General features: G+C 41.8%; 27 protein-coding genes. 24 read left to right on the forward strand and 3 right to left on the reverse strand.

Annotation, left to right across the window (positions count from 1 at the left end):
* Positions 1-154: 154 nt before the first annotated feature.
* On the forward strand, positions 155-1,402 hold the full coding sequence (locus ACTHMC_RS18460) for a DUF3987 domain-containing protein (protein ID WP_440415304.1): 1,248 nt from the start codon (positions 155-157) through the stop codon (positions 1,400-1,402).
* A gap of 58 nt (positions 1,403-1,460) precedes the next feature.
* Here ACTHMC_RS18460 and ACTHMC_RS18465 read toward each other — a convergent pair whose 3' ends face one another.
* A complete protein-coding gene (locus ACTHMC_RS18465) occupies positions 1,461-1,706 on the reverse strand; it encodes a helix-turn-helix domain-containing protein (protein WP_440415305.1) in 246 nt (81 codons plus the stop codon).
* Positions 1,707-1,790: 84 nt separating this feature from the next.
* Here ACTHMC_RS18465 and ACTHMC_RS18470 point away from each other — a divergent pair, with 84 nt between their 5' ends.
* The 19 genes from ACTHMC_RS18470 to ACTHMC_RS18560 all read left to right on the forward strand — a co-directional run bounded on the left by ACTHMC_RS18470 (position 1,791) and on the right by ACTHMC_RS18560 (position 17,204).
* Positions 1,791-2,195, forward strand: a complete 405-nt coding sequence (locus ACTHMC_RS18470) for a hypothetical protein (protein WP_440415307.1) — start codon at positions 1,791-1,793, stop codon at positions 2,193-2,195.
* A gap of 35 nt (positions 2,196-2,230) precedes the next feature.
* Positions 2,231-2,419, forward strand: coding sequence for a hypothetical protein (locus ACTHMC_RS18475; RefSeq protein WP_440415308.1), 189 nt, complete (start codon positions 2,231-2,233; stop codon positions 2,417-2,419).
* Positions 2,406-2,645 carry a hypothetical protein gene (locus ACTHMC_RS18480; RefSeq protein ID WP_440415310.1) on the forward strand — a complete coding sequence of 80 codons (240 nt, stop codon included), beginning with the start codon at positions 2,406-2,408 and terminating at the stop codon, positions 2,643-2,645. The genes ACTHMC_RS18475 and ACTHMC_RS18480 overlap by 14 nt, the downstream gene beginning before the upstream one ends.
* 262 nt (positions 2,646-2,907) lie before the next feature.
* A complete protein-coding gene (locus ACTHMC_RS18485) occupies positions 2,908-3,249 on the forward strand; it encodes a hypothetical protein (protein ID WP_440415311.1) in 342 nt (113 codons plus the stop codon).
* 28 nt (positions 3,250-3,277) lie between these two features.
* On the forward strand, positions 3,278-4,195 hold the full coding sequence (locus tag ACTHMC_RS18490) for an AAA family ATPase (protein WP_440415313.1): 918 nt from the start codon (positions 3,278-3,280) through the stop codon (positions 4,193-4,195).
* Between the two features lie 6 nt (positions 4,196-4,201).
* Positions 4,202-5,182, forward strand: a complete 981-nt coding sequence (locus tag ACTHMC_RS18495; protein ID WP_440415315.1) for a DUF3871 family protein — start codon at positions 4,202-4,204, stop codon at positions 5,180-5,182.
* Between the two features lie 283 nt (positions 5,183-5,465).
* Positions 5,466-7,070 carry a hypothetical protein gene (locus ACTHMC_RS18500; RefSeq protein ID WP_440415317.1) on the forward strand — a complete coding sequence of 535 codons (1,605 nt, stop codon included), beginning with the start codon at positions 5,466-5,468 and terminating at the stop codon, positions 7,068-7,070.
* Positions 7,071-7,120: 50 nt separating this feature from the next.
* Entirely contained in the window at positions 7,121-8,098 is a 978-nt protein-coding gene (locus ACTHMC_RS18505) for a tyrosine-type recombinase/integrase (RefSeq protein WP_440415318.1), read from the forward strand.
* Entirely contained in the window at positions 8,085-8,951 is an 867-nt protein-coding gene (locus ACTHMC_RS18510) for a tyrosine-type recombinase/integrase (RefSeq protein WP_440415320.1), read from the forward strand. Before ACTHMC_RS18505 ends, ACTHMC_RS18510 begins: the two co-directional genes overlap by 14 nt.
* Positions 8,952-9,059: 108 nt before the next feature.
* Positions 9,060-10,229, forward strand: a complete 1,170-nt coding sequence (locus ACTHMC_RS18515) for an RHS repeat-associated core domain-containing protein (protein ID WP_440415321.1) — start codon at positions 9,060-9,062, stop codon at positions 10,227-10,229.
* A gap of 10 nt (positions 10,230-10,239) precedes the next feature.
* Positions 10,240-10,698: a hypothetical protein gene (locus ACTHMC_RS18520; RefSeq protein ID WP_440415323.1), complete on the forward strand. Its 459-nt coding sequence runs from the start codon at positions 10,240-10,242 to the stop codon at positions 10,696-10,698.
* A gap of 88 nt (positions 10,699-10,786) precedes the next feature.
* Positions 10,787-10,975, forward strand: coding sequence for a DUF4926 domain-containing protein (locus ACTHMC_RS18525; protein ID WP_440415325.1), 189 nt, complete (start codon positions 10,787-10,789; stop codon positions 10,973-10,975).
* A 53-nt stretch (positions 10,976-11,028) separates the two neighbouring features.
* Positions 11,029-11,832: a hypothetical protein gene (locus ACTHMC_RS18530; protein WP_440415326.1), complete on the forward strand. Its 804-nt coding sequence runs from the start codon at positions 11,029-11,031 to the stop codon at positions 11,830-11,832.
* A 199-nt stretch (positions 11,833-12,031) separates the two neighbouring features.
* Complete coding sequence (locus ACTHMC_RS18535) at positions 12,032-12,688, forward strand: IS1 family transposase (RefSeq protein WP_440415327.1); 657 nt, start codon at positions 12,032-12,034, stop codon at positions 12,686-12,688.
* A gap of 288 nt (positions 12,689-12,976) precedes the next feature.
* Positions 12,977-13,219, forward strand: coding sequence for a hypothetical protein (locus ACTHMC_RS18540; protein ID WP_440415328.1), 243 nt, complete (start codon positions 12,977-12,979; stop codon positions 13,217-13,219).
* Positions 13,220-13,324: 105 nt separating this feature from the next.
* Positions 13,325-13,501 (forward strand): type II toxin-antitoxin system RelE/ParE family toxin, encoded by a 177-nt coding sequence (locus tag ACTHMC_RS18545; protein WP_440415345.1) that lies wholly within the window; start codon positions 13,325-13,327, stop codon positions 13,499-13,501.
* Between the two features lie 246 nt (positions 13,502-13,747).
* A complete protein-coding gene (locus ACTHMC_RS18550; protein WP_440415330.1) occupies positions 13,748-13,948 on the forward strand; it encodes a transposase in 201 nt (66 codons plus the stop codon).
* A 22-nt stretch (positions 13,949-13,970) separates the two neighbouring features.
* Positions 13,971-14,540, forward strand: a complete 570-nt coding sequence (locus ACTHMC_RS18555) for an IS256 family transposase (RefSeq protein WP_440415332.1) — start codon at positions 13,971-13,973, stop codon at positions 14,538-14,540.
* A gap of 270 nt (positions 14,541-14,810) precedes the next feature.
* Positions 14,811-17,204, forward strand: coding sequence for a hypothetical protein (locus tag ACTHMC_RS18560; protein ID WP_440415333.1), 2,394 nt, complete (start codon positions 14,811-14,813; stop codon positions 17,202-17,204).
* 9 nt (positions 17,205-17,213) lie between these two features.
* Here the strand turns inward: ACTHMC_RS18560 and ACTHMC_RS18565 are convergent, their stop codons facing one another.
* Complete coding sequence (locus tag ACTHMC_RS18565) at positions 17,214-17,723, reverse strand: hypothetical protein (protein ID WP_440415335.1); 510 nt, start codon at positions 17,721-17,723, stop codon at positions 17,214-17,216.
* 18 nt (positions 17,724-17,741) lie between these two features.
* Entirely contained in the window at positions 17,742-18,521 is a 780-nt protein-coding gene (locus ACTHMC_RS18570; protein WP_440415337.1) for a (Fe-S)-binding protein, read from the reverse strand.
* Between the two features lie 196 nt (positions 18,522-18,717).
* On the opposite strand from ACTHMC_RS18570, the gene ACTHMC_RS18575 reads away from it, so the two are divergent.
* Genes ACTHMC_RS18575 through ACTHMC_RS18590 form a run of 4 tightly spaced genes read left to right on the forward strand, consistent with a single transcriptional unit; the run spans position 18,718 to position 21,723 of the window.
* On the forward strand, positions 18,718-19,218 hold the full coding sequence (locus ACTHMC_RS18575) for a hypothetical protein (protein ID WP_440415338.1): 501 nt from the start codon (positions 18,718-18,720) through the stop codon (positions 19,216-19,218).
* A complete protein-coding gene (locus ACTHMC_RS18580) occupies positions 19,206-19,934 on the forward strand; it encodes an NRDE family protein (RefSeq protein WP_440415339.1) in 729 nt (242 codons plus the stop codon). Before ACTHMC_RS18575 ends, ACTHMC_RS18580 begins: the two co-directional genes overlap by 13 nt.
* On the forward strand, positions 19,934-20,998 hold the full coding sequence (locus tag ACTHMC_RS18585; RefSeq protein WP_440415341.1) for a hypothetical protein: 1,065 nt from the start codon (positions 19,934-19,936) through the stop codon (positions 20,996-20,998). The genes ACTHMC_RS18580 and ACTHMC_RS18585 overlap by 1 nt, the downstream gene beginning before the upstream one ends.
* Before the next feature lie 47 nt (positions 20,999-21,045).
* On the forward strand, positions 21,046-21,723 hold the full coding sequence (locus ACTHMC_RS18590; protein ID WP_440415343.1) for a LysE family translocator: 678 nt from the start codon (positions 21,046-21,048) through the stop codon (positions 21,721-21,723).
* Positions 21,724-21,886 lie beyond the last annotated feature (163 nt).

Genomic DNA, 21,886 nt, shown 5'->3' on the forward strand with positions numbered 1-21,886 from the left:
TTTTTAGTAATCTTCATAGCTAGAAATATCTCCATAAAGAAACAGTGAATTTGAAATGAGAATTGTCGGTTTGCCATTTTGCCAACTGTCATTCATAAAATGTAGTAATCCATGTAAGTAGAAATATTTAATAACAATTAAAAAATATTTCATAATGGATTTTAATAAAATAGGAGATACTCCATTTATTCCTGAGCAAGTTTATGATATGTTGCCTGAGTTATTAAAGGAAACATGTTCAAAGTTCTCTGATAAAAGAGAAAGGGATGTGTTTTTGACCTCAGCTATTACAGTATTTAGTGGCTGTTTACCCAACTTAAGGGGGATGTATGGCATGAATTACCTGCATCCAAATTTATTCTCAATAATTGTTGCTCCACCAGCAAGTGGCAAAGGAGTAATGAATTATGCTAGAACAATGGGAGAAGATATACAAGAAAATCTTCTCAAGAAAGATGAAAAAGGAAATAGAAAAATGTTGTTTATTCCTGCTGATATTAGTTCAGCAATGATTGTAAAGCAATTAAGTGATAATGGAGGCAGAGGCATCATTTATGCTTCAGAAGCTGATACTCTTAGTAATTCAATGAATCAGGATTGGGGGAATTTTAGTGACAAACTAAGACAGGGATTCCATCATGAAACCATTGAATTAGCAAGGAAATTAAATAATGAATATATAAGGATAGCAAACCCATGTGTTTCTATGTTACTTTCTGGAACACCAGAGCAAGTAAGAAGATTAATTCCTTCAGTAGAAAATGGACTTTTTAGCAGAAATATCTTCTATGCTTATTCTCCTGAAATAACTTGGAAAGACAATACTCCTTGCAAAGACTGTAATAATTCAATAGGGTATTTCCAAAAAAAGGCAAAGGATGTAGAACAGATAAATAAGTTTTATGAAAACACCCAACTAGAGTTTTCCTTAAGTGAGGATCAGTGGGATTCATTAAACAAATTCTACAAACAGGCATTGGAAACCTTAGTGGCAGACTATGGAGAGGATGCTAAATCACTCATTACAAGAATGGCAATAATTCAATTTAGATTAGCAATGATCTTGACTGGAATTAGAAACTTTGAAAATGAAAAAACTTCAGAAGGTGAGCTGGTATGTTCTGAACAGGATTTTGATACTTCTATGACATTAGCTAAGACTTACCTCCAACACTCTTTAGTAATGTTGGAAGGCATTCCTGGATCAGGTGTAAATCAATTCAGGAAAAGTAATGATAAATTCACTCAGCAAATTCCAGAATCTTTCAAAAGAGAAGAAGCCATTACTATTGGAAAATCACTTGGATTATCTGAAAGAAGTGTAGATAGGCAACTTGAAAGGCTTGTAAAGGAGGGGGCTTATCATAAGCCATCCTTTGGGGTGTACCAAAAAATAGCCTAATTAATAACCAGTGTCAAACTGGCAAAATGGCAAAGTCTTTAATAGGGCTTTGCCATTGTTATAATTTAAGAAGATCAGTTACATTTACTTCCAGTGCATCAGCCAGGAGGGCAAGAAAGGAGACAGAAAAATTGACCTTCCCAAGCTCAATTCTATTTATCTGAGAATAGTCTACATCATTACATTTAAAAGCTAATTCTACCTGTGTAAGTCCTTTTTGGGTGCGTAAATCTCTTACTTTCTGGCCCAGTTTGACCAGAAAATCATCATTCCTGTAATATCCCTTTTTGGTACGTTTTCTCACGTAGCAAAAGGATTAATTCTCCTTATTTTGGCATAGGGATAATTCTCCTTATTTTAGCAAATACCTACATAAAACATCAAATACATGAAAAAAAGAGCATTAGGACTACTGTTATTCTCCATTTTCTTGTTTTCCTGCAAGAAAAAATTAGAAAATAATCAAGTCAATTACTGGGCAGTAAAGTATGAGGTAACCAGTACCAATCCCCAAACAAGCATAGCTGTACAATTCATAGATGAAACAGGAAATGCTCAGGTTCATGGTGAGCCCATAGATAAAAGCAAGTACATAAAAACTCCTTGGAAATTTGAAGCTCAGTATACAAAGGATATGGGTGTCGTTGCCAATAAGCAACTAAGAGTGCAGTTGCTTGGAATAAACAACTTTCAGGCACCAGATAAGTTTTCCATGAAAATCTATGTAAATGGTCAGGTAGCTAATCAGACTTCCAACCCTAATGACTTCTTGATCTATCAGCTTAATCCTTAAATATTATTCAAAGCACCTCTTTTAAGACAAAAACTATGAAACAAGCATTAGGAATAATTTTTTCTATTGTAGTAATTATTGCAGTAATTCAACTCATGCAGGAAACCTCACAAGGTGGAATGAGATTGCTTTATGTTTTTCTAGGTCTAATCTTTTTGATCATTCTTTATAACTCTTACTTTAAGAAGAGCAGTAAACCCAATAATACAGATGGAAAACAATAAGCCTCCCTCCAATATTCAAGTGCTATTGGGAGTATTGATTTTTACAACAGGAATTGTTGTCCTGTATATAAAAATATTCTCTACTTCTGATTATGAAATAGGGATGGATAAATTTGGAGAATTGTATGAAAGGGATAATTCAGTCACCTTGCCAATTATGAAAGCATGTATGATTATTTTGCCAATAGTAGGATTGTACTATTTTATCAAGGGTCGAAGAAAGTAATTTATGTGAAAAGATATGTGAGCCTGCACTTCGTTATTATAGATAACCTTTCTCTGATAAAAAAAGAAATGAATATTTCAATTATCAAATAAATAGCATTCTTTTATTCTGATAAAAAGTTCCTTCCCAAAATTTAGGCAGGTACTGCATAGCTGTATTTCTTTGAAGCTAGTTATATCAACTCACCCCTCCTCACAATGGGCCTCTGGGTAACTCCACAGGTATTTGTAATCCTATTTATCATTTTTAAAGGAATATTATTATGGTAACTATTTCAAAAGTTATTGAAAGGACAACTAAAGAGGGGAAAGTATTTGTAGTGCTGGAATTATTAGGTGATGCAGAATTGATCCAGTCTCAGAAAACTGGCAAGTTTTATCTCACTGCTAAGAAATGTACAATGCCTTCCACTTTTGATCTGCTCACTGCGCAATCTATGGTTGGCCAGAAAATGCCTGGACAAATAAAAAGAGTAGCCAGCGAACACTATGAATACACAGTAAAGGAAACTGGAGAAATATTAGTGTTGGGGCATTCTTATGAATATTGCCCACAGGAAAGTGTTACTCAGCAGCAATCAGCAGTCAATCAAACATTTTCCTAGAAATAAAACTTATTGACCAAGTACAGGCATGGTGTTAACAGCATCATGCCTTTTTTTTCTAACTAAAAAAGTTGATCAAATGATTTTACAAAAGGCAGTAAGAAAACAGGTAAAACTCAGGCTTAATCTTTCTTCTCCTTCAGGTTTTGGAAAGACCTATGGAGCTTTGTTACTGGCCTTTGGTATTACAGGAGACTGGAATAAAATCTGTGTCATTGATACAGAAAACAATTCCAGTTCCCTGTATAGCCATCTGGGAGCATTCAATGTGATTTCCCTATTGCCTCCCTTTACTCCCAGCAGATACATTAAAGCCATTAGAATGGCTGAAGAAACAGGAATGGAAGTTCTCATCATAGATTCCATCACCCACGTCTGGAAGGGACAAGGGGGATTGCTGGAATACCAGAGATCATTAGGAGGCAGGTATCAGGACTGGGCAAAAGCCACTCCTTTGTATCAGCAGTGGCTTAATACAATTCTACAATCTCCCTGTCATGTAATCACCACCTGCAGAAAGAAACAAGCCTATAATATCATTACTGAAGGCAACAAAACTAAAGTAGAGAAAGCTGGTCTGGATGATGAAATCAGGGATGGGTATGAGTATGAAATGACCATTGCCCTTGAAGTCACCAATGATCAGCATATGGCAAGAGCCTCCAAAGACAGAACAGGCTTGTTCATGGGAAAACCTGAATTTGTCATTACTCCTGAATCTGGTAAACAAATCAGTGACTGGTGTAATCAGGGTATACCTGCTATTGCTGAAAGTGATGATTTCATGGAAAGGATTGAAGCCTGTACTGATTTGAAGTCATTGAGCAGGTTGTATATTCTGCATCCTGAGCACCAGCAAGCCTACCATGCTCATTTTACCAAAAGAAAGAAGGAATTACAGCCTGAACCTATTGCTGGAACAGGGTTTTCATTAACTCAAAACTAATTCCATATGGAAACAGTATTCAATGAACAAGAATTAGCCTTACTGGAAGAGGGAACAGTGCTTATTTCATCTGATAAGCCATTTATCCAGGCTAATACCATAGAATCTTCAGTAGAAGAGATCAGGCACAAGCATGTAATTCCTGTTTTTATTAAAGACAATGAGCCAGTAATCTCCCAGTCAGATTTCATCGAAAGTACTATGGGGATAGTGTCTGGTTTATTTCAAAGGGAAACCATTTTAAAGCCTTCTGTAAGATTATCTCACCCTATTAAGGGCAGAATCCCAGAGGCCAAGGACAAGCCTGCCAGTGCCTTACAGGAGCATGAAAAGACCCTGTATTATGAAAGGATGGCCTTTGTCATAGAAATTCCTTCCATTCAGGACACCATTGCAGGCAATACCTTATCGCTGACTATTGGAGGAATCAAAGCCTACAATCTGGACAACCTGTACAGCAGAAAAGGAGCTGATGAACATTTTAAAGTGTTTATTGGATTTCAGAATAAGGTCTGCACCAATATGTGTGTCTGGACTGATGGTTACCTGAGTGATCTGAAAGTTAAGAATATTGCTCAGTTGAAAGCAAGCATCCAGACTATGATAGAGGGCTACAATGCCAGTCAGCATCTTCAGGAGCTGAAATCCTTCACAGGGTATGATTTATCAGAACAGCAGTTTGCTCAACTCATAGGCAGGTGCAGGATGTATAATTTCCTGCCTGCTAATCTGAGAAATGAAATTGACCCCTTATTGCTCAGTGATACCCAACTGGGAGCTGTAGTAAAAGATTATTACAGGGATGATTGCTTTTGCAGGAATGAAGCAGGCAATATCAATCTGTGGAGATTATACAACCTGTTCACAGGAGCCAATAAGACCTCCTATATAGACACTTTTGTAGACAGGAGTGTAAATGCCTTCCAGTTTGTAGATCAGTTGAAACATGGATTGGATAACAGGAGTAGTAATTGGTTTTTAAACTAAACAAAGAGCTGGCACATCACCAGCTCTTATTCTTTACTATGAAAGATCATTATACCATTAAATACTGTGATGCCAGCAGTATTCTGCTGATCAATCCACAGGGAATATTGAAAAGGCTGTATTGTCCCTTCAGGGTGCAATGCAAATTAAACACTGGGCCATTTAAGCAAGGCATGTGGGTGTGGGTGGAGGAAGTAACTGTAAATGCTCAGGATCAGCTACTATTCAGTATTCTGGATAGCCTTTATCTCCATGCTCATTTTGATATTAAAACTGTATTCTGATGAAAGGAGCAACACTAAACACCCAGAATACAGAATGCCTGACATGGAGGTATGAGCAATTAACTGTGGCTGTACTGGGAGGGCTGAAGAAAGAGGGACTGGATAGAATGAGGGTTACTTTGAAGCTGGAATGGAAAGACAACACTATCAGGCATAGTTTGGATTTATACAATGATACCCAGCTAGAAAATCTAATCAGAAAATGTGCTGAGAGGTTTAGCCTGGGAACTGTATTCATGACAGAGCTTTTTGCTGCACTGGTGAATGTTTTGGAAGCTTACAGGCTGGAACTGTTAGCCAAACAGCAGGCTGAAAAGCCTGTTCCTGTTATCTTATCTACTGATGAAAGAAAAGCTGCACAAGGATTCCTAGAGCAACCTGACCTTCTTCAGCAAACCAATGAGCTGATAGGACAATCAGGAGTGATTGGAGAAGAAGCCAACAGGTTGCTGATGTATTTAATCTTCACCAGCAGGAAAAGAGAACATCCTTTGCATGTAATCAGTTTAGGCAGCAGTGGTACAGGAAAAAGTCATTTACAGGAGAAGGTAGGAGAACTGATTCCTTCTGATGAAGTGATTGAGATCACCAGTCTCAGTGAAAATGCCTTCTATTATTTTGGCAAGCAGGAACTGAAACACAAACTGCTATTAATTGAGGATCTGGATGGGGCTCAGGATGTACTATATCCACTCAGGGAACTACAGAGTAAGAAGGTGATCAATAAGACTGTGGTGTACAAGAGTGCAGCAGGAGAGCCACAGACCACCACCCTGAGAGTAGAAGGACCAGTTTGTATTGGAGGCTGTACCACTCAGGAATCAGTCTATGAAGACAATGCCAACAGGAGCTTTCTGCTGTATTTGGATGAAAGCAGAGAGCAGGATGCAAGGATCATGGACTATCAGCGGAAAAGGAGTGCAGGGAAGATCAATTCAAGAGAAGAAAAGAGAGTGAAACAGTTCCTGCAAAATGTTCAGAGAGTATTACAGCCTGTAGCTGTCAGAAATCCCTATGCTGAATATCTGGTGTTACCTGAGCATGTATTCAAGCCCAGAAGGACCAATGCTCATTATCTGGCTTTCATTGAAGCAGTAACCTTCTATCACCAGTTTCAGAGGAAACAGCAAACAGATAATGCAACAGGAGAAGTATTCATTGAAACTTCTGTAGAGGACATTAGGCAGGCTAATTTGCTCATGAAAGAAATCCTGCTGAGGAAATCAGATGATCTTTCAGGAGCCTGTAGAAACTATCTGGAAAGGCTCAGGGCATGGCTTGAAAAGAATTCCTTAGCTGTTTTTACTAACAGGGAAGTCAGTAACAGTCTGCACATTCCTATTCCTACAGTGAAAAGGCATAATTTAGCTTTATTGAATGCAGGCTATTTACAGAAACAGCTCACAGAGGATACCAGAATCCACACCTACAGCCTGATTGAGGGGATCACCTACCAGCAATTAAGCCACTCTATTAGTACAGTATTGGATTCCATGTTAGAAAATCTGTCTTCTTATCAGCTCACTGGCTCACCACCAGCTCAGTTACCTAATGAGCCACTGAAACCCAGTACCAGTAAGAAAAAGAAGGCATCAGCTCAATAGCTCACCAGAAAAGGGATACCCCCTCATTATTTATTATCAATTCAGACACTATGAAGTCACTTTCATTACAGTCTGCCCATTTCCTGTATTTGGAAAAGAGTTATCAGGAATGGTTGCAGACTATTGGTTATGCTGATCCTACAGTAAACAATTGGCCTGCTCATGTACATGAGCTGCTGCATTATCTTGAAAGCAGGGGTGTTCAGCATATTACAACAGTCAGTCATTTGCAGATACAGGACTTTATCTTTCATATCAAGTACAGAAAGAATCATTCCAGAGCAGGAGCATTAAGTAGCAGTAGCATTAACACCATCATCAATGCCATCAACAGCTTTGCCAAATACCTCAACAGTACTGGCAAGTATGTGCTTGATTTGACTTTGGAAAGAGCTGAAGCGGATCAGGAAGTGCCTGTAGTGCTTTCATTAAAAGAGATCAGAGAACTATATGAGGCTACTTTCAGACCATCCAGAGAAAACCCTGTTGCTATGGGGCAAAGGGACAGGGCTATGATTGCTGTCTTCTATGGCTGTGGCCTCAGAAAGATGGAAGGCACCATGCTCAACCTGTCAGATATTGACCTTCAAAAGAACAGAATCTTTGTCAGAAAAGGAAAGGGCAACAAACAAAGGTATGTTCCTCTGGCATCCAAGCCAGCAGAAGACCTCAGAGCCTACATTCAGGAGGGTAGGGATTGGTTTCTGTATGAACACTATGCCAAGAGATATACAGATAAATATGCCAGTAAGAAAGGAACCTCCAACAGTGAGGCTCTTTTCATTGGTAAGCATGGAGACAGGATGAGCAAGTTCTATCAGAGGTTGGCCATCCTGAAGGAAAGAGCAGGCATAGAGAAACAGTTTGGCCCTCATACCCTGAGACACAGCATAGCCACCCATTTAGCCATGAGTGGAATGGAGATCGAGGAAATATCCAGATTCTTAGGGCATAGCTCACTGGATTCAACACAATTATATGTACACCTTGCTCATGAATTAAAACAGGCAGACAATGGAAGAATTTAGAAAGTATCTACAGTCTCAGAAACTAAAAAACAGTACTGTAGAGGAACACAGCAAGAATGTAGGTTATTTCACCCAATGGCTGAAACAGGAAGACTATGATTCTGGTACCACCATTCAGTATCCTGATCTGTTAGGTTACATCCAGTTTGAGAAAGAGAAAGGTATTACACCTGCTACTATCAACCTGAGGCTGTCCAGCATAAAGTATTATTTTGAATACCTTAAAAGCATTGGAGAAGTGGTGAAGAATCCTGCCAAAACAATTAGGGTGAAAGGAACCATTAACACCATCATTGAAAATCCTCTGAGTACCCCGGAACTTGAAAGCCTGTATCAGCAGTATGCTCAGTTAGCTGTTCCTGATCATCTGGTGATCATACACAAAAGAAGTGTAGTGATACTAGGACTTATGATCTGGCAGGGTATACATTCAGGAGAACTACAGAAAATGGAGATCAGCCATATTGATCTGAACAATGCTTCAGTATATATTCCATCCACCAGCCAGAGTAATAGCAGACAGATCAGTATTAATAGTAAACAGTTATTGAGCCTTCATGAATATGTATCAGCCATAAGGCTTTTATTGAAGCCAAAAGGAAATGAACTGATTGCAGGAAGTGTCAGGAACCATGTACAGAGAGTGCTACAAGAGATAGAAGGCATCAATCCCATGATCAGGAATGCCCAACAGATCAGAGGTTCAGTGATCATCAACTGGCTGAAAAAGCATTCCAAAAGACAGGTGCAATACATGTCTGGACATAAATACATCAGCAGTACTGAAAAGTATGTTCAACAGGATGTAGATTCTCTGAAAGATGTACTGGCAAAGCATCATCCCTTTGGATAACGATAACTTAGCATATCCCTAGTGGTTATTTTTGTATACCTTCTTTCCTATGTTTATCTTTATAGTTCAGGATCAGAAAGTGTGCAGTTAGGTAACCACTTAGGGAATGTGCTGGTGACAATCTCTGATAGAAAGAAAGGCATAGCAGATCCTTTGAATGCAGCTTTGATTAAGTTCTTTGAACCAGTGATGTTGAGTGGAACGGATTATTATCCGTTTGGTATGCCAATGAGGATAGGAGGGGATAGTAGTTACAGGTATGGGTTTAATGGGAAAGAGAATGATAATGAGGTGAAAGGGGGAGATGGGTTGCAGCAGGATTATGGGATGAGGGTGTATGATAATAGGTTGGGGAGGTTTTTGAGTGTTGATCCAGTTACTCAGGCATATCCATGGCTAACTCCTTATCAATTTGCAAGTAACAATCCAGTACGCTTTGTTGATTTGGATGGAGCTGAAAGCGACGACCCGCTTGATCAAGCTCAAAAGGGCACCACCTTGCTTAAAATATTTGTTGACACAAAAGATGCAGCTTGGAATCTTTTATTTACGACGGCTTATCCCCACTCCCAAGGTTGGCTAATAAAGAAGTTATTGAGTAATCAGGGGCATGATGCAGGAGACTTAGATGCAATTCAGTTAAGCCAAGCATTTGATGTAATTTCGGAAGAAGGACAATTTAAGGTGATCTCTGAGAGAAGCTTTACTGAAAAATTGTTTACAATAACTTTTTCTACGATCACCGTAGCAGGTTCGCTTCCATCTAAAGGTGGCGGGCCGTATATGGCAATTAAAATTAGTCCAATTGTTTCAACGGCGATAAGTGACATTTTGAAAGGTTTAAAGTTGTCACAAGAGATAAAACAGGGAGTTAAGGATATTGAGAAATTTGCAGACCGTGCTCACGTAGGGCAAAATTTAAAATCATTTGAAGCGGAAAGCGGCGCAATACTTCAAGCAACACATGGAATAAAGCTAAGAGAAATAAAGGAAGTTGGTGAGAAAGGGGATTATGCAGTTGTTAGCGGTTCAATTAACGGAAAAGATTTAGCTGGAAAAACTATTGATCAACTTGGTATTCCCGCTTCGGCGAAGAGTTACGTTAAAATGAAAGAATTTTTAAGGTCTATAGACATCCATCTGCACCCTGACAAAGGTGTAGATTACATTTTACTTGATGGCAGGAATTTCACAGAGGCTCAAAGAGGTCAAATAACGGAGTATTTAAATAAAAATCACTCTAGTGATTTAGAAAGAGTTATCACAATAGGCTTTTAAATTAATAACTATGGCTACTAGTTTCATTTCAATGAACCAAAAACAAGGGTTTTGGATAAGTGATTCGTTTATGCAAGTGATTTGCTGGGGAATTGTGCATTCAATTGATAGTTGTTCAGATGTAGAATTTGCTTGGATGAAAGGAGAGTTTAGAGATCATATTTATCATTGTTCTCAGGGGCTATTTGTGGGGTTTATTGATCTAAGTCTTGATGAATATTTAGTAGATGATAAAAGGAAAAGTCAAATGAAAATATGTATTGAAAAGACAAAAACCTTTTTCGTGAGTAAAGGGGAGTTTATTCCTGTTGAGGAACTTAATTCCTTTCAACGTGTTCCCGAAACAAAAGTTAATTGGACACTTCCTTTGAGTACTAAAATTCCGTTGAAAGGGTTAACATTTATGATTGAAATAATAGATGGGAAATGGCAGTTGGGAATCGGAGACGAGATTGATTGGATTAGCTAGGTAGTGTACAACTTGTCAATTGCTAAATAACACTCATAAGGATTGGCTTTATTGTCACAAGATATTTACATCAAAACAAAAACTTGATATGAATAAGTTTGAAATGTATGATGTGGTGATAGCATTACAGGATTTAGAAAATGTGCCTAAAGGTTCAAAGGGTACTATTCTAATGGTGTTTAAAGATGGAGAGGCTTATGAAGTAGAGTTTATGGATAATGAAGGGAATACATTAAATATAATAACCGTAAAGAATAGTGAAATAGAAATGATATAAGATAAAAATGCTTTTTTTAGACAGTCACTATTGAATCATAAATTTAGTTAACTATGTCCATTTCATATGAAGATAGAATTTGCTGCTTTATAGACATCCTAGGTTTTCGAGAACATATAAAGGCATCCTGTCAGGAAGGGAGAGAGAACTTATCGAAACTTCATTCAATTTTTAACATATTAAATGAGGCAAATGATTTAGTAAAAGAAAACAAGGAGAATGAATTTAAGCTATCTAAACAAGTAACACAATTTTCTGATTCCATTGTTATATCTTTCAAAGTTGACGAGGGATCAGAAATCCCTATGACTTTAATTAACATATTACATTTATGTATCGCTGGTATAACAAGTGGCTACTTATTTCGAGGAGGGATTAGTTACGGTAAATTATTTCATAATTCTGAGTACTTGTTTGGACCAGCCATTGTTTCTGCTTACGACATTGAAAACAAAGCAGCAATTTATCCTAGAATAATTTTGGATAAAACAATTTTAGATCTAGCTAAGCAACATGTAGACCATGATCATACCCCTGAAGAAGTTGACGAGTTTTTGTCAAACGTTGTAACTAAGGATATGGATGGGATGTATTATGTTGATTATATTAATAAAGCTGATTCAGAATTCCTGAATCATGAGATTGAACTGAAACTATACTTAAATAAGCTTATCGAATTGATTGCACTAAATTCAACAAGTAATAGCTATGATATCAGAACTAAGTATGGCTGGTTAAAAACTAAAACAAATGCACTTCTTCAAAGAGTTATTTCTGATAAGGAGAGCATAGAAAAACTTAAGCTAACAAATCCAGATTTGGCGAAGTATTATGAGGGGCTTAAGATTATTGAATAAGCTGGTAGTATTCAACGGGTAGCGTACAACTTGTCACCTGCACTTTATTAGAATATGTAACGGATTGGCTATTAGCTGATCCGTTACTTTTTTAAACCAGTTTTCCGTACATACTCTGGGGCATAAAATATGTTGATCCTTGAAATTCGGCGCCCCTATTACGTTTTCAAATACCTTGTGTACAACTTGTCACCTGACCATGAAGCTATGTAAGTATTGCCAGGGTAAATGTATTCGTAAAGGGTATTATAGGGGAACTCAAAAGTATAGATGCAAAGAATGTAGCAGGTATCATCGGGAGATTTATCAGCAGAAAAAATATGGCAAGTGTACTGAACGAGAAGTGGTAGTGTTGAACAATGAGGGAGTAGGCATTAGTTCTATGAGCCGGATTCTGCAATTGCCCAAAAGCTCTGTTCAAATGCTGTTGGCAAGGGCAGCTTCAAGATTACAAAGGCCTGATCGAAATGATATCAAGCAGATCTTTGAGCTGGATGAACTATATACCTATGTTGGAAATAAATGCAGGCCATGTTATGTGATTTACGCCATTAACCGGAAAACCAGAGAGATTGTAGATTTTGTAATAGGTAGCAGAACAAAAGAAAACATTGAAAAGGTGATCAAAAATCTAATGATTCGTTCACCTAAAAAGGTATTTACAGACGGATTACTTCTTTACAAAAGCCTTATCCCTTCACCCCTTCATGGCAAAAATCAGTTTAACACCAACAGAATTGAGCGAAAAAATCTCACATTGAGAATGCATTTGAAAAGATTGCAAAGAAAAACGATCTGCTACAGCAGAAGTGAAAAAATGTTAGCGGCATGTTTTCGATTATATGCGTGGAGTTAAACATGGGATTTGAGAGTCAGTAGCTCACTGGCTCACTATCGGCTCAGCCGATTTTGGGCTTGCACAACTCAATGCCAGTATAGAAAAGATGGCATCGGCTCAATAACTCACTGAAAAAGGGATATCCCATATTTTGCCACGAATCATGATCCGGCACCAAGCAGATTGCCTGAAAGATGTATTTTCAAAACATGGCCCTTTTGGCGGAATATTAGGCTGTTTTGGAATAAAAGTGGTGTTTGGAGAAACCTTTAATATCACTTAAATTTGTTGAAAATGAATTCAATTATGCAGGTAGCAAATATTCGCCAGAAGCTGCACCAATATGTTGATAAAGGTGACGAGAAGTTACTGAAGCTGATGTATGCAGTGGCTAAGGAATACAATGAGGAGGATGATTTTGAATATGAATTTACTGAAGAAGAAATCAAAATTCTTGATGCCCGCAGGTCAAAACGATTAAGTGGGGAAAGTAAAACATTTAACTGGGAAGAAGCCAAAGGTATTATCACCGGCAAAAAGAAGATTTAATGTATAAACTGATATTGCAGTCAGAGGCTGTCAGTGATATGCAGTAGGCGTTTGAGTGGTATGAGGAGCAGAAGGAGGGATTAGGTTTTGATTTTTATTGAAGAGGTGGAAGCCTGTTTTAGTCAAATAAGGAACCATCCGCAGTATTACACTTCAATAAATGAGAAGTATCGGAGATTGAAGGTTTATAGATTCCCTTATTTGATTATTTACGAAACTGAAGACGAAACGGTAGTCATCAACTCTGTGTGGCACACAAGCCGAAAGCCTAAAATTGATTAACATACGAATCCACTACACAGAAAGTAGTGGATTTTTTCTTGTATCCATAATACAGGGAGTATAGGGGGATTCTTAGAATCCATTTTAATCCAGGAGGGAGGGCCATAGTTGTTTTTGGGAAACAAAAAAGTGTGCAGTTAGGTAACCACTTGGGGAATGTGCTGGTGACGGTTTCTGATAAGAAGAAGGGAATACCAGATCCTATTACAAGTTCTTTGATAAGCCATTTTGAGCCTATAATGTTGAGTGGGATGGATTATTCGTGTAGCCGAAGACATCGTAGCCTGGCAGAACCGACTACTGGAGCCGGTTTACCTGATCGTATGGATGGACGGGATCGTGTTCAAGGTCAGGGAGAACAGCAAAGTGGTCAACAAAACGATCTACATCGCTGTAGGCTTACGTAAGGATGGCTTTAAAGAGGTATTGGGGTATATGGTTGGGTAAGAATGAGTCTGCCGCCTATTGGATGACTGTATTGACTGATATGAAGGCCCGGGGTATGGAAGACATCCTGATCACTGCTACCGATAACCTCAATGGCTTCACCCAAACGATCCGGACTGTATTCCCTCAATCTGCTACCCAAATCTGTGTTGTTCATCAGATCCGCAACAGCTGCCGGTATATGGTCTGGAAAGACAAACGGGAGTTCTCCACTGACATGAAGGATATCTATGCCGCTCCTACGCGCCAGGCCGCTCAGGCTGCCCTACAGGCTTTTGAAAGTAAGTGGGGCGGCAAGTATGGCTATGCTATCAAAAGCTGGAAAGACAACTGGGAAGAGTTGACTGTCTTCTTCGACTTCCCTATTGAAATACGCCAGATCATCTACACCACCAACCTGATTGAAAACCTCAATGGCAAGATCAGGAAGTACACGAAAAACAAACTCTCGTTCCCTACAGATGACGCCGTACTTAAGTCCGTGTACCTGGCTTTGCGGGAGGTAACAAAAAAATGGACAATGCCGATTAGAAACTGGGGCATTGTTCTCGATCAGTTTTTAACTATTTTTGAAAACAGGATCAAGATATAGGTCCTGCTACGAACTCTGTTTTTTGAAACTTACACAGTTAGTGAGATAGTCCCTGAATATGTATCAGCAATAGGATTTTATTGAAGCCCCAAGGGCATGAACTTATTTCCCACCTCTAAATACTTATACCTATTCCCCCAAAAAAACAACAACACTCCCCGTTATATATTTTTTTACTTATCGCCTTCCTCCTATATTGCACAGACTAGCCTGCCCCCAAATACCATTAAACCAATGACCTTTTTTATAAGAATTTCCATCTCAGCATGGATGCTGACGATCTTACTGCTGACTGCTTCCGTAACCTGGGGGCAGGAGACTTCACCTAAAGAAAAGGACTCTCTCTTACTATCTTCCAGGCGTAAATTACAGGCATCTAAAGACTCTCTTGCAGCCTCAACCAAAGAGAAATTCAATAACACAAGAGATACCATCCCCAAAATCACCCAACAAAAACTCAACCAGCTAAAAGAGAAAGCAAACATAGTAGCAGATACCTTACAAAACTTACCCGATACGCTGATCCGTGGCAGCATTGAATGGCTCAACCAACAACAAAAACTGGTTAAAGAGAAATTCCGTTCCACCGCCAACGATATCATCACTACCCCCGCCGGCCTGAAAATGAAAAAGCGGGATTTCATGAATGACCTCTCCAACCAGACCTACGCCCATCTCTTCGATACAAAGCCACTCGTTAAATTCGGCGGAGGTTATGTCAGTTACCAGTTCGATTACCGGTCCAATATTGATACCCCCTACGTTGAAAAGAACCTCGCGCAGCATAATACCACCGGTCACCTCAATTTCACAGTTGGAAATATCCTTCCGCTCCGCGTTACCTTCTGGAGCCGGCAGAGTAATTCATCGCTGTTCCGTGATATCACCAGTGTGAATGTATCCTTTGATGCGGGCACTTTCCGGAATCAGCTCCAGGCCGCCATGAAACAGCGATTGCTCAAACTCGCCCCAAACCTTCAGGATTCACTGACAGAAAAATTATATGGGTTTAAAAAACTCCAGGTGAAAGACCTGGATGATCTCCTGAAAGATCGCTTTTCGCCGCAGGCACTCATCGAGGCCAACCAGATCTTGAAAGTGCCAGGCATCACCTGGAAAAGTGACCTGCCGGATAGTACCAACCGTAGCAGGGAAGACTCCGCTAAACAGGCGGCCGCCCAGTTCCTGGAGTTGTACCGGAAAACTATGGAAACCTACCAGACCGTTAAAGGGCAGGCAGATTCCCTCAAACAGATCTATGATAAGAATATAGCCCGCATCAACGAATTCAAACAACTCATCAATGGCAAATGGGACCAGCTCATCAATACACCCCGCTGGAAGGAAAAACTGGAAACATATGGGCTGCAGGATGCAGACGTTCCCGCCAAATACAAATGGCTGATGGGGCTTCGCAATTTCAGCCTGGGGCGAAGCACGGTGAACACCAGCGAACTCACTGCAAAGAATATTTCAGTGAATGGCATCAACCTGGAATATAACAGCTGGTATTATCTCGGCATCACTGCCGGACTGGTGGATTACCGCTTCCGCGATTTTGCCGTGAACGGATTCAACCGGAAACCACAATTCCTGTACATGCTGCGGGCAGGCCTGGGACAACTAGAGAAGAATTATTTCATTCTCGGCGTCTATCATGGCAAAAAACAACTCTTCGCCAATTCAAACCTGGCGAGCATCCCGGTAACAGGCTTCAGCCTGGAAGCCAAATGGCAGGTGGCAAGGAGCACTTTCCTGATCGGAGAAGTAGCAAAATCCATCTCTCCTGATTACCGGGCCAACCCTCCCGGAAAGAATACCGGTATGGACCTGTCAGATAACAGCAACCAGGCAGTATCTCTGAAACTGCAATCTTATATTCCGGTATCGCAAACCCGCTTCGAAGGGCTGTATAAAAAGACCGGTGCAAATTTCCAGTCGTTCAGCAGCTTCCAGGCGAATGCCGCTATCGAAAGCTGGAGCGTAAAACTGGAACAGCCCTTCTTCAAACGCATGCTTCGGGTGACCGCCGCCGTAAGAAAGAATGAGTTCTCCAATCCTTACATAGAACAGGATTATAAAAGCAATACTGTTTTTAAAAGTTTGTCCGCTACCTTCCGTAAACGCAGATGGCCGGTAATTACAGTGGGCTACCAGCCAATGAGCCAGCTTACTGTATTTGACCACAAAATGGTGGAAAGCCAGTTTCAAACCCTTACCGGCACTGTTCTTCATACTTACAGACTTGGAACGCTGAACACCGTTTCCACTGTTATGCTCAATAAATTCTTCAATAACCAGAAGGATAGTGGATATATCTATTTTAATTCCACCAATGTCTACTGGTCGCAACAATTCCTGTTTTCCAGGTTTACGGCCAATATGGGCGTTAGCTTCAGTAAAAACGGGACTTATCAGCTCACCGTGCTCGAAGAAGGGTTTCAGATCCCGGCAGGCAAACTATTCTCTACTGTAGGTTTTGGAACCAAAGTAAATGCCCTGAACAGCGAAGAAGTAAAAGTGGGGGCATTCATCAATACCAATATCAGGGTTTTCAAACAGGACAATATCACCCTGAGTTATGAACGTGGCTTCCTGCCCGGCTTTAACCGGGGCCTGGTCAGGAACGAAATGGCCAGCGTTCAGTTCATTAAATCATTTTAGGAGGAGTATTTACGCATTCCTCAACACCCTTTTCCCCAACCAGCTGTCCTTCAACGGCACCATCCAGTTATTCTCCAGCTCTTCCTTCGTCAGCACCAGGTTATTGAAATAAACAGTATCCTCATCTATGAACTTATTCTCCAGCGCATACTTCACCTGCGACATTGGCAATATCTGCACTTTATCTTTTACCACAAACGCCATGCTCTGCCTGTCGAACATATGTACTTTGAAAACCTCTTCTATGTCTTTTATCAAACGAACAGAGCTGTCTGTACTGCAGCCACTCACGCCGGTTGCATTTTCATCGGCCATCAGCACAATGAATTGACCGAAGAACAGGGTGCCGAATCCTTTAACGGGGGTACCATGGGATTTCCAGTTGGCAGTGAAATGATTGAGCAGGTCTTCCAGTTGCAGGGCTTCGCCCATGGAAAACAATCTGCTGCTCTGGTATACCCAAACGCGGGAATCAGCCGCAAAATCTGCCGGTAATAATTCTTTGTAATTCCAGTTCATGTTGCAAAGATACGAATGCTATTCCATGGATTGCGCCACCAGTTCGGCAACGTCCAGTACCTGTACATCACCTTCTCTTTCTTTGTTCTTCACCCCATCGGTGAGCATGGTATTGCAGAAGGGACAAGCGGAGGCGATGACTGTGGAGCCTGTTGCCAGGGCTTCCGCCGCGCGCTCCACGTTGACGTAGGTGGTGCCTTTTTCCTCTTCCTTGAACATCTGGGCGCCACCGGCACCGCAGCAGAGGCCTTTTGAGCGGCAGCGTTTCATTTCAACCAGTTCGGCGTCCAGGGTTTCCAGCACTTTGCGGGGAGCGTCGTAGATATCGTTGGCGCGGCCCAGGTAGCAGCTGTCATGGAAGGTAATGCGTTTGCCCTTGAAGGTGCCGCCTTCTTTGAGACGGATCTTACCCTCGTCGATCAATTGCTGAAGGAGGGTGGTATGGTGGATCACTTCATAGGTACCGCCGAGCACGGGGTACTCGTTTTTGAAGATATTGAAGCAGTGGGGGCAGGTGGTCACTATCTTTTTGATACCATAACCGTTCAGGATCTGGATATTCTGATAGGCCATCATCTGGAACATAAATTCATTCCCGGCCCTGCGGGCGGGGTCTCCCGTACACATTTCTTCTTTCCCGAGAATGGCGAAACTGATACCGGCCTTGTGCAGAATAGTAGCAAATGCCTTCGTGATCTTCTGAGCCCTCTGATCAAAACTACCGGAACACCCTACCCAGAACAGGATCTCAGGATTCTGGCCATTTGCCATCATTTCGGCCATGCTTGGTACATGCATTCAAAAAAATTTTTGTAAATCTACAGTAAAAGTACAAAAGGAGCTTCATATTGTATTACATTGAGATACAAATCAAAAGCTGGCACGTTATTTATAGTTTGTACGCATAGGCTCAACGCCCTGTCCTCCGGAAAACCGCCAGAACCCCATGCCCAGGTTGTAGCAAAAAAAAACGCTAATACAAACTTTCGAACCGATGCAATTACAACAGGCTGTCAACAACATTTTTGTTCAGCTTGCCGGGACTTTGGAGCAATTGTCCGGGCAAGAATATATCCAGCCCTGTAAAACCCTTTCTGACCATACCATTGGCCAGCATGTAAGGCATATCATCGAATTATTTCAGTGCCTGGAACAGGGTTACGATCAGGGAACAGTAAACTATGAAAAAAGAAAAAGGGATCTGCTGATCGAAACGGATAAGGAACTGGCAGGCTCGCTGCTCAAAGCGATCCATCAGAACCTCAGCCGTGAAGACAGAACGCTGGTACTGGAAGCTGCCTACGATGAGCATTCAGCCATACCGGTTCAGATCGGTACCAATTATTACCGCGAAGTGGCCTATAACCTTGAACATACCATCCATCATATGGCATTGATCAGGATCGGCATCAACGAAGTAGCGGATATTGCCCTGCCGGAAAATTTCGGTGTGGCATCATCCACCGTTAAGCATAAGCAACAATGTGTACAGTAACTTTTGTACCCTCGGGTGAAACCCTTTACATTACTTCCAACAGAGATGAAAAAAACTCGCGGCCCGCAGCGGCATCGCCGGAGATCACGGAGTTTCCATCAGGTGCTATTTTATTTCCCAAAGATCCGCATGCAGGCGGTACCTGGATAGCCGTCCATGAAAATGGAAATGCACTGGTATTCCTGAATGGCGGACTGGTGGCGCATACACCCAAACCACCGTACCGGAAGAGCAGGGGACTGATCCTGCTGGACCTCCTGGACAGTACCTCGCCCGTGAACAGCTTCCTGGCCATCAACCTCAACAATATCGAGCCCTTCACAGCCGTACTCTGGGAAGACAGGCTCCTGTTTGAATGCAGGTGGGATGGAAAACGCAAACACCAGCGTGACCTGAACGGCGGGAAATCCCATATCTGGAGTTCCGTTACCCTCTATGACGAAGCAGTGATCAATAAACGAAAAGCATGGTTCGAGGAATGGTCACAGGCTAACCAGCAACCCGATGGAAATGCCATCATGCATTTCCACCAGTTCACAGGGGATGGCGACAGGCACAATGATCTGCTCATGGACCGCGAAGGCGTTGTAGGCACCGTAAGCGTTACGCAACTGCAATTGCAGCCCGGAGGCGCCACCATGCAGTACCTTGATGTGAAGCGCAACGAAATCATATCCGTATCTTTATCACAGGAAAAAACAATGGCCGTCCGCTAATGAATTTCTTTCAGCAGCTTTTCCATCGCCCCTTTTTCATCAGGCTGTTCAACTGGGAATACTGGAGTTTTGCAGCCGTCTACACCTGGATCTACCCGGTCTGGTTCCTGCTCTGCCTGCGGGCCAGGAGTTTCTTCTTTTTCGCGGCAGCCAATCCCCGCATCCGCAACGGCGGTTTTCTCAACGAATCCAAAAAAGAAATTGTTCCATTGATACCTGAAGCATTGCATCCACGCACTGCTTTTTTTACATTGCCCTGTAATGCAGAGCTCGTCCTGTCCGAACTGCAACGCAAGGGATTACATTTCCCGCTCATGGGCAAGCCCGATGTGGGCGGCCGGGGCCGCGGCGTGAAAGTACTGAAAGATGAAAACGATGTCCGCGAATATGTAAGCTCAGCCTTCCTGGATTTTCATATCCAGGAATACATACCTTACAAAAATGAGGTAGGCATCTTTTATTGCCGCTATCCAAGCCAGGAGCGTGGAAGCATCACCGGTATAGTGGAAAAGGAGTTCATGACTGTTACAGGGGATGGAAAAAGCAATATGCGCGAACTGCTTTCCCGCAACAAGCGCGCCCTCATGTACATGGGTAGTTTTGAAAATCTCCACGGCGGATTTCTGGATAAGGTACTTCCTGCCGGAGAGCAACAGGTGATCTCTCCCTTCGGCAATCATGCGCGTGGCGCGCGTTTCATTGATGCCACCCATCGCGTGGATGAAGAACTGACAGCCACCATCGATGCCATCTGCCGCCAGATCCCTGATTTTTATTACGGCCGTCTGGATGTGCGTTACCAGAGTTGGGAAGAGCTGAAAGCGGGCAAACATTTCGCTATCATTGAAGTGAATGGCGCCGGTTCCGAGCCCACTCATATCTATGATCCGAAACATTCTCTTTTCTTTGCCTGGAAGGAGATCGTCCGTCATTGGATCATCCTGAACAGGATCAGCAGGCAGAATAAAAAGAAAGGTCATCAGTACCTTTCGCTGCGCGAAGGCATTGCCATGTTCAGAGAGAACAAAATGTGGTCAGAGAAACTGGCGGCCATGACAGACTAAGCAACACAGCATCACATCATTCAACAGTTAATATCAATCAATCCTGCATGCAGCTTTTCCGCATCTTTTGTATCGGTCTTGGCATCAGCTTCCTCGGCACGCTGCCACTGGGAACGCTGAACGTGGCCGCCATGCAGATTGCGGTCACTGACGGCCTTCAACCGGCCCTGCTGTTCTCCCTCGGTGCCTTACTCGTAGAGATCTGTTACGTGCGGCTCAGCCTGGTAGCCATGGACTGGGTTCGTAAACAGGAAAAACTATTCCGATTACTTAACTGGATCACCCTGCTGATCATCATAGCACTCGCTGTCTCCTCATTCATCGCCGCCGCGCATCCGTCCGGCGAAGCGCAGAACGTGATCCTCAGCAACACCATGCCCCGTTTCTTTTTAGGCATCACGCTCAGTGCCATCAACCCGGTCCAGATCCCATTCTGGTTTGGCTGGAGCACCGTACTCTTTGCAAAGAATATCCTGCTACCAAAACCCTCTCATTACAATATTTACATACTTGGCATTGGCATCGGCACCTTTCTCGGCAATGCTGTATTCATCTTCGGTGGAAGATTAATGGTAAGCAGCCTCAACGCCAACCTGAACATCCTCAACTACATTATTGGGGGCGTGTTTGCCATCACGGCTATCATCCAGCTTTACCGCATGCTGACCAATAAGAAGGCCGCTACAGTACAGGAAACTGATAGCTCAGAATCAGGTCACACCTAGTTCGTACCTGGATCACACCCAGGTTAATCCCGTTTAAACGTAGCTTACATATAGCTTACAACTAGTTCACACCTAGGTCAAACCTGGCTCAGGCGCAGTTTGAGACCGGTACCGGAATATTGCGGTTTCCCCGGGGATACATCCAATTCTTTTCAGCATTTCG

Origin of the sequence: Pseudobacter sp. (assembly GCF_051955275.1) — a bacterium.
GTDB lineage: Bacteria > Bacteroidota > Bacteroidia > Chitinophagales > Chitinophagaceae > Pseudobacter.

Excerpts from the sequence above, each read along its gene's own strand:
- ACTHMC_RS18460 (WP_440415304.1), top strand. The coding sequence starts at position 155 with ATGGATTTTAATAAAATAGGAGATACTCCATTTATTCCTGAGCAAGTT.
- ACTHMC_RS18470 (WP_440415307.1), top strand. The coding sequence starts at position 1,791 with ATGAAAAAAAGAGCATTAGGACTACTGTTATTCTCCATTTTCTTGTTT.
- ACTHMC_RS18475 (WP_440415308.1), top strand. The coding sequence starts at position 2,231 with ATGAAACAAGCATTAGGAATAATTTTTTCTATTGTAGTAATTATTGCA.
- ACTHMC_RS18480 (WP_440415310.1), top strand. The coding sequence starts at position 2,406 with ATGGAAAACAATAAGCCTCCCTCCAATATTCAAGTGCTATTGGGAGTA.
- ACTHMC_RS18485 (WP_440415311.1), top strand. The coding sequence starts at position 2,908 with ATGGTAACTATTTCAAAAGTTATTGAAAGGACAACTAAAGAGGGGAAA.
- ACTHMC_RS18490 (WP_440415313.1), top strand. The coding sequence starts at position 3,278 with ATGGTGTTAACAGCATCATGCCTTTTTTTTCTAACTAAAAAAGTTGAT.
- ACTHMC_RS18495 (WP_440415315.1), top strand. The coding sequence starts at position 4,202 with ATGGAAACAGTATTCAATGAACAAGAATTAGCCTTACTGGAAGAGGGA.
- ACTHMC_RS18500 (WP_440415317.1), top strand. The coding sequence starts at position 5,466 with ATGAAAGGAGCAACACTAAACACCCAGAATACAGAATGCCTGACATGG.
- ACTHMC_RS18505 (WP_440415318.1), top strand. The coding sequence starts at position 7,121 with ATGAAGTCACTTTCATTACAGTCTGCCCATTTCCTGTATTTGGAAAAG.
- ACTHMC_RS18510 (WP_440415320.1), top strand. The coding sequence starts at position 8,085 with ATGGAAGAATTTAGAAAGTATCTACAGTCTCAGAAACTAAAAAACAGT.
- ACTHMC_RS18520 (WP_440415323.1), top strand. The coding sequence starts at position 10,240 with ATGGCTACTAGTTTCATTTCAATGAACCAAAAACAAGGGTTTTGGATA.
- ACTHMC_RS18525 (WP_440415325.1), top strand. The coding sequence starts at position 10,787 with ATGAATAAGTTTGAAATGTATGATGTGGTGATAGCATTACAGGATTTA.
- ACTHMC_RS18530 (WP_440415326.1), top strand. The coding sequence starts at position 11,029 with ATGTCCATTTCATATGAAGATAGAATTTGCTGCTTTATAGACATCCTA.
- ACTHMC_RS18535 (WP_440415327.1), top strand. The coding sequence starts at position 12,032 with ATGAAGCTATGTAAGTATTGCCAGGGTAAATGTATTCGTAAAGGGTAT.
- ACTHMC_RS18540 (WP_440415328.1), top strand. The coding sequence starts at position 12,977 with ATGCAGGTAGCAAATATTCGCCAGAAGCTGCACCAATATGTTGATAAA.
- ACTHMC_RS18555 (WP_440415332.1), top strand. The coding sequence starts at position 13,971 with ATGACTGTATTGACTGATATGAAGGCCCGGGGTATGGAAGACATCCTG.
- ACTHMC_RS18560 (WP_440415333.1), top strand. The coding sequence starts at position 14,811 with ATGCTGACGATCTTACTGCTGACTGCTTCCGTAACCTGGGGGCAGGAG.
- ACTHMC_RS18565 (WP_440415335.1), bottom strand. The coding sequence starts at position 17,723 with ATGAACTGGAATTACAAAGAATTATTACCGGCAGATTTTGCGGCTGAT.
- ACTHMC_RS18570 (WP_440415337.1), bottom strand. The coding sequence starts at position 18,521 with ATGCATGTACCAAGCATGGCCGAAATGATGGCAAATGGCCAGAATCCT.
- ACTHMC_RS18575 (WP_440415338.1), top strand. The coding sequence starts at position 18,718 with ATGCAATTACAACAGGCTGTCAACAACATTTTTGTTCAGCTTGCCGGG.
- ACTHMC_RS18580 (WP_440415339.1), top strand. The coding sequence starts at position 19,206 with ATGTGTACAGTAACTTTTGTACCCTCGGGTGAAACCCTTTACATTACT.
- ACTHMC_RS18585 (WP_440415341.1), top strand. The coding sequence starts at position 19,934 with ATGAATTTCTTTCAGCAGCTTTTCCATCGCCCCTTTTTCATCAGGCTG.
- ACTHMC_RS18590 (WP_440415343.1), top strand. The coding sequence starts at position 21,046 with ATGCAGCTTTTCCGCATCTTTTGTATCGGTCTTGGCATCAGCTTCCTC.